Raw genomic sequence first — 6,000 nt, 5'->3', positions numbered from 1 at the left:
TCGGCTTCATCGAGCAGGAGACTGGCGGCCCGGACGTGTTCGCCCACTACTCGAACATCACGGCTCAGGGTTTCCGTGAGCTGCTCGAGGGCCAGAAGGTCGAGTTCGACGTCACCCAGGGCCAGAAGGGCCCGCAGGCCGAGAACATCCGCGTCATCGGCTGACGTCAGCCTCCGCTGACGCGCGATTTCGCGTAGCGAGGGCCCGCACCGCACGGTGCGGGCCCTCGCTCATGCCGCCGAACGGCCGGGGCGGCGAACTCCTTTCCGACGGCCGGACCAGCCCCTCACCAGGGGCTGTCATGCTCTGGATGGAGATCCTGTGACCACCCCTGCCCAGTCGCCCCGCGACGGCGGTCGTTCCCGCAAGCCCCGCACCGGTGGTGCCCCGCGCACCGGCGGCGCCCCGCGTACCGGTGCCCCGCGCACCGGCGCTTCCTCCCGGCCCCCGCGCCGGAACGCCCCCCGGGTCGCCGAACCCGCCGACTTCACCGTGGTCGAGGGCACCCCGGCCCGCCCGCCGGCGGCGAGCTTCGCCGAGCTGGAGCTCCCCAAGGGCATCCTGAGCGCGCTGACCCGCCAGGGCGTCACCGAGCCGTTCCCGATCCAGGCCGCCACGCTCCCCGACTCGATCGCCGGGCGCGACGTGCTCGGCCGCGGCCGCACCGGCTCCGGCAAGACCCTCGCCTTCGGCCTGTCGCTGCTCGCCCGCACCGCCGGCCGGCGCGCCGACGCCCGCCACCCGCTGGCGCTGGTGCTGACGCCCACCCGCGAGCTGGCCCAGCAGGTCACCGAGGCCCTCACCCCCTACGCCACCGCCGTCAACCTGCGGATCGCCACCGTCGTCGGCGGTATGTCGATCACCCGGCAGGCCAACGCGGTGCGCCGCGGCGCCGAGGTCCTGGTCGCCACCCCCGGCCGACTGGACGACCTGATCGGGCGCGGCGACGTCAACCTCTCCGACGTCGCGATCACCGTGCTCGACGAGGCCGACCAGATGGCCGACATGGGCTTCCTGCCGCAGGTCACCAAGCTGCTGGAGCAGGTCGCCGAGGGCGGGCAGCGGATGCTCTTCTCCGCCACCCTGGACCGCAACGTCGACCGGCTGGTCAAGCGCTTCCTCACCGACCCGGTGACCCACTCGGTGGACCCCTCGGCCGGCGCGGTCACCACCATGGACCACCACCTGCTCCAGCTGGACCCGGCGGACAAGGCGTCCACCACCGCCCACATCGCCTCCCGCGAGGGGCGCGTGATCATGTTCGTGCACACCAAGCACGGCGCGGACCGGCTCGCCAAGCAGCTGCTGGCCAACGGCGTGAAGGCCGCCGCCCTGCACGGCGGCAAGTCCCAGCCGCAGCGCAACCGGGTGCTCGACCAGTTCCGCGACGGCCACGTCACCGCGCTGATCGCCACCAACGTCGCCGCCCGCGGCATCCACATCGACGGCCTCGACCTGGTCGTGAACGTCGATCCGCCGATCGACCACAAGGACTACCTGCACCGCGGCGGCCGCACCGCCCGCGCCGGCGAGTCCGGCACCGTCGTCACGCTCGTCCTGCCGGATCAGCGGCGCGAGGTCAGCCGGCTGATGACGGTGGCCGGGATCCGCCCCACCACCACGAAGATCCGCCCGGGCGACGTCGAGCTCACCCGGATCACCGGTGCCCGCACCCCGAGCGGTGTGCCGATCACCGTGGCCGTGCCCGCCCCGGCCGCGCCGGCCCAGTCCGGTGCGGAGGGCGGCGCCGCCGGGAAGAACGGCTCCCCGCGCCGACGCTCCGGCAAGCGCTCCGGCCTGCCGACCGACGTCGACATGAACGGCAACCCGCGCCGGCCCCGGCCCAAGCAGCGCACCGGCGCCGCGGGCGGCGGACAGGGCGGCGGCGCGTCGCGCCAGGCGGCCGGCTTCATCGGCCGCTCCTCCGGGCGGGCGAAGCCGGGCAGCGGCTCCAAGACCGGCTCCAACTACGGCACCGGCCGCCAGCGCCGCCAGGGCGACTGACCGACCAGGCTCCCGACGGCCCGGATCCCCTCCAGTGGGGGAGCCGGGCCGTTCGCATGTGCTTCCGGAGGTGGATCCCGGCCACGACGCGTAGACGGTGGACGGTCGATCCCGGAGGCCGGCCGCCGACCGAAAGGCCCGACTGTCCGTCAATATTATTCAATAGTTGATGAGTTGACGTCCGTCGGCGAGCGAAAAGGCTCGGACTCGGGGGTGATCGGCCCCGAGTGGCGCGTGTGCCGCGCGGGCCGGCTCGGAGTGCGCGGCGCGGCGGCCGTGGGCCGGTGGTTTCCGGACGTATCGTCCGGAGCCCCGGCCTGCGGCCGCTTTCGCGCGTCCGTTCGTACCGCTGCCCGTCCGTGGACGGACCGTTGGCGTGATCATCTCCCCCTCATGTTGACCGTGGCCGTACATCACCCCGAGGCTTCACGCGGCCCGCACAACCGATACACCGTCATCACGGTTCCTCGACAGCGGGTTGACCGGTTCATCGTCTTCGGAAGGACCTTCCCGATGCGTCGTACCGCCGCGCTCCTCGGCGCTGCCGCCCTGCTGGGCGGAGCCGCCGCCCTCGCCACGCCCGCCACCGCCGCCCCGGCCGCGGCCAACTGCTACTCCTACGCCGGAGGTTGGAACGCCTACGGCGTCTGCAGCGGCAGCGACCCGCTCCAGGGCTGGTACGTCACCGTCACCTGCCAGTCCTGGAACGCCAACCACACCGTGCCGTTCTACCGCACCGCCATGGGCGGCGTGGTGTTCGGCGACGGCACCTCGGTCGCCTCCTGCGGGATCAACGACACCCTGAGCTTCCCGAACATCGTCTACGCCGGCCGGCTCCCCGTCCCGCCCGCCGGGCCGGTCGGCCGGATCACCGGCTACGCGGACAAGTGCGTGGACGTGAAGGGCGCCAGCAGCGCCGACCGCACCCCGGTGCAGATCTACGACTGCAACGGCACCAACGCCCAGCAGTGGAAGATCGCCGTGGACGGGACGATCCGCTCGCTCGGGAAGTGCATGGACGTCGCCGGCGCGGGCACGGCCAACGGCACCAAGGTCCAGCTGTACGCCTGCAACGGCACCGGCGCCCAGCAGTGGCAGGTCCGGGCGGACGGCTCGGTCCTCAACCCGGCCTCCGGCCGCTGCCTCGACGACCTGGGCTTCTCCACGGAGAACGGCAACCAGCTCGGCATCTGGGACTGCAACGGCGCCGCCAACCAGGTCTGGCACGTCCCCGCCTGACGCGTCGTTCCCCCCGATCGTCCCTCATCACTTCCCAGGAGCTTCCCCGTGCGTCGTACCACCGCCATGTTCGCCACCGCCCTGCTCGCCGGTGCCGCCGCGCTCACCGCGCCCGCCACCGCGGGAGCCGCCACGAGCGCCCCTGCCGTCGCGGGTGCCGCAGGTGCCGCCGCCGCCCCGGCCGCCCTGACCGCCGGCAGCTGTACCGTCACCCGGGCCGGCCTCGGCTTCCTCGGCACCTGTACGGACATCGACCCGATGCAGACCTGGCGGGTCGCGGGCACCTGCCAGACCATCGGCACCAACGGGATCCCCGTGTACTCGGCGGCCAACGGCAGCTGGGTCACCGGCAACACCCGCGCCACCGCCACCTGCTTCGGCACCGCGATGCCGCAGTCCGGCTGGATCGTCGCCGGCCCCGCCGTCCCGGCCGGCCCGGTCGGACAGATCAGCGGCTACGCGAACAAGTGCGTGGACGTGCGCGGTGGCATCAACGGCAACGGCACCCCGGTCCAGATCTGGGACTGTCTGGGCAACGCCGCCCAGACCTGGAAGGTCGGCAGCGACGGCACCGTCCGCGCCCTCGGCAAGTGCCTGGACGTGCAGGGCGGCAACACCGGCAACGCCACCCGGGTGCAGCTCTACGACTGCAACGGCACCGGCGCCCAGCAGTGGCAGGCCCGGGCGGACGGCTCGCTGCTCAACCCGCAGTCCGGCCGCTGCCTGGACGACCTGGGCTACTCCACCACCAACGGCAACCAGCTCGGCATCTGGGACTGCAACGGCGCCGCGAACCAGGTCTGGCACCTGCCGGTCTGACGCACCGTCGCCCTGTCCCCACTACTCCCTAGGAGTCTCCCCGTGCGTCGTATCGCCGCCATGTTCGCCACCGCTCTGCTCGCGGGAGCCGCCGCGCTGACCGCGCCCGCCGCCCAGGCGGCCGGGGGTGCCGCCCCGCAGGCCGCAGCGCCCGCCCCGGTCGCGGCCGCCACGGCCGCCCAGAACTGCTCGTTGCGCTTTTTCACCGTTGGCGTCAACGGGACTTGCACCGGCCTCGACCCGGAGCAGCTCTGGGGCATCTCGGGCTGGTGTCAGGAGTTGGTGAACGGGGTCCTGTACCAGGAGCCGCTCGTCGGCCCTAACACCACCGGTGACGGAACCATCGGCGCGTCCTGCATCCAGGGCGGGTATGTGGCCTTCGCCCAGATCATCTTCGGGCCCACGCCCCCGGCCGGGCCGAGGGGGCCGATCACCGGGTACGGGAACAAGTGCGTCGATGTCCGCTACGGCAGCAACGCCAACGGCACCCCGGTCCAGATATACGACTGCCTGGGCAACGCCGCCCAGACCTGGAAGATCGCCGCGAACGGCACCATCCACGCGCTCGGCAAGTGCCTGGACGTGCAGGGCGGCAACACCGCCCTGGGTACCCCGGTGCAGATCTACGACTGCAACGGCGGCGGCGCCCAGCAGTGGCAGGCCCGGCCCGACGGCTCGCTGTTCAACCCGATGTCCGGCCGCTGCCTGGACCTGTTCGCGTACTCCACCGCCAACGCGAGCCCGATCGTGATCTGGGACTGCAACGGCGCCGCCAACCAGGTCTGGCACCTGCCGGCCTGACGTGCCGTTGCCCCGCTCCCACTACTTCCCAGGAGTCTTCCCGTGCGTCGTACCGCCGCCATGTTCGCCACCGCCCTGCTCGCCGGGGCCGCCGCGCTGACCGCTCCCGCCGCCAATGCCGCCGGGAGCGGCCCGCAGGTCACGCCGCCCGCGCCGGTCGCGGACGCCGTGGCCGCCGAGAACTGCTCGCTCTCCGGCCGGATCACCGCCGTCGTCGGGACCTGTACGGGCCTCGATCCGCGGCAGACCTGGGGCATCTCGGGCTATTGCCAGGAATTCGCGAACGGCTTCCCTGTCATCGAGCCGCTCTGGAGTGCTGGGCCGGGCACCGGTGACGGCTCCGTCTTCGCCTCCTGCATCTACGGCGGGTGGGTGGCCTCCGCTCGGATCGTCTTCGGACCCAAGCCCCTGGCCGGCTAGACCGGCCCGGTACCACCCCGTCCGGCTCCGGGGCTGTGACGGCTGCGCCGACCAGGTCCGGTGCCTGCCGGTCCGCCCTCCGCTCAGCCCTGGCCCAGGGCGCCCCGGGCCAGGGCGGCGAGGCCGGCCGTGATCCGTTCCGGAGTGATGCCGCGCTCCCGCTGGTGGCGGAACAGCTCGGGGGCGAGCGGGGCGAGCAGCTGGTCGGCCAGGACCTCCGGGTCCGGCCGGCCGGCCTCGCGCACCAGGTGGGCGACGTGCAGCCGCCAGAAGGCGTGGGCGCCGGTCCGGTAGCGGGCCTCGCCGGTCTCGGCGCCGAGCACCAGGTGGACGTGGGTCTCGAGCAGTTCGACCATCGCCGCGTAGAAGGCGGCCAGCCGCTCCGCCGGGGCGGGGACCGTCCCGGCGGCCGTGTCGCCCGGGCCGAGCGGCGGGTCGCCGCGCAGCAGCCGCTCCTGCAGGGCGCGTTCGTGCTCGTCGAGCAGGGCGCGGGCGATCGAGGCGCGGTCGGGGTAGCGGCGGTAGAGCGTGCCGCGGCCGATGCCGGCGGCCCGGGCGATGTCGTCCATGGTGACGGCGGCCGGGTCGCCCGACGCGAAGAGCCGCTCGGCGGCGGCCAGCACCTTGGCCCGGTTGCGGGCGGCGTCGGCCCGTTCTCGGGGCGGCGGGCCGTCGGCCAGGGGGAGCTCGGTCGTCATGGGGAGCAACGGTAGAACG

General features: G+C 73.5%; 7 protein-coding genes. 6 read left to right on the top strand and 1 reads right to left on the bottom strand.

All coding sequences use genetic code 11. From position 1 onward, the window contains the following. The first annotated feature begins 8 nt into the window (after nt 1–8). From BI06_RS55590 to BI06_RS27335, 6 genes are all read left to right on the top strand, one after another. Nucleotides 9–164 carry a cold-shock protein gene (locus tag BI06_RS55590; RefSeq protein ID WP_369826260.1) on the top strand — a complete coding sequence of 52 codons (156 nt, stop codon included), beginning with the start codon at nt 9–11 and terminating at the stop codon, nt 162–164. A gap of 157 nt (nt 165–321) precedes the next feature. After that, entirely contained in the window at nt 322–2,004 is a 1,683-nt protein-coding gene (locus BI06_RS27355) for a DEAD/DEAH box helicase (protein ID WP_078879562.1), read from the top strand. Between the two features lie 513 nt (nt 2,005–2,517). Beyond that, complete coding sequence (locus BI06_RS55585) at nt 2,518–3,243, top strand: RICIN domain-containing protein (RefSeq protein WP_043472260.1); 726 nt, start codon at nt 2,518–2,520, stop codon at nt 3,241–3,243. A gap of 48 nt (nt 3,244–3,291) precedes the next feature. After that, nucleotides 3,292–4,062 carry a ricin-type beta-trefoil lectin domain protein gene (locus BI06_RS27345; protein ID WP_043472258.1) on the top strand — a complete coding sequence of 257 codons (771 nt, stop codon included), beginning with the start codon at nt 3,292–3,294 and terminating at the stop codon, nt 4,060–4,062. Nucleotides 4,063–4,104: 42 nt separating this feature from the next. Further along, on the top strand, nt 4,105–4,863 hold the full coding sequence (locus tag BI06_RS27340; protein WP_233290304.1) for a ricin-type beta-trefoil lectin domain protein: 759 nt from the start codon (nt 4,105–4,107) through the stop codon (nt 4,861–4,863). 42 nt (nt 4,864–4,905) lie between these two features. Then, nucleotides 4,906–5,283, top strand: coding sequence for a hypothetical protein (locus BI06_RS27335; protein ID WP_149030492.1), 378 nt, complete (start codon nt 4,906–4,908; stop codon nt 5,281–5,283). An 83-nt stretch (nt 5,284–5,366) separates the two neighbouring features. Here BI06_RS27335 and BI06_RS27330 read toward each other — a convergent pair whose 3' ends face one another. Then, nucleotides 5,367–5,981, bottom strand: coding sequence for a TetR/AcrR family transcriptional regulator (locus tag BI06_RS27330; RefSeq protein WP_051741956.1), 615 nt, complete (start codon nt 5,979–5,981; stop codon nt 5,367–5,369). Between the last annotated feature and the right edge of the window lie 19 nt (nt 5,982–6,000).

The sequence above is a fragment of the Kitasatospora sp. MBT66 genome, assembly GCF_000710405.2.
Classification (GTDB): Bacteria; Actinomycetota; Actinomycetes; order Streptomycetales; family Streptomycetaceae; genus Kitasatospora; species Kitasatospora purpeofusca.
Note: the sequence above shows the minus strand (reverse complement) of the source record. Positions and strands in the feature narration are given on the sequence as shown.

What these genes read in the sequence shown, in the direction of transcription:
- BI06_RS27330 (WP_051741956.1), bottom strand. Translation starts at nt 5,981, where the DNA reads ATGACGACCGAGCTCCCCCTGGCCGACGGCCCGCCGCCCCGAGAACGG.
- BI06_RS55585 (WP_043472260.1), top strand. Translation starts at nt 2,518, where the DNA reads ATGCGTCGTACCGCCGCGCTCCTCGGCGCTGCCGCCCTGCTGGGCGGA.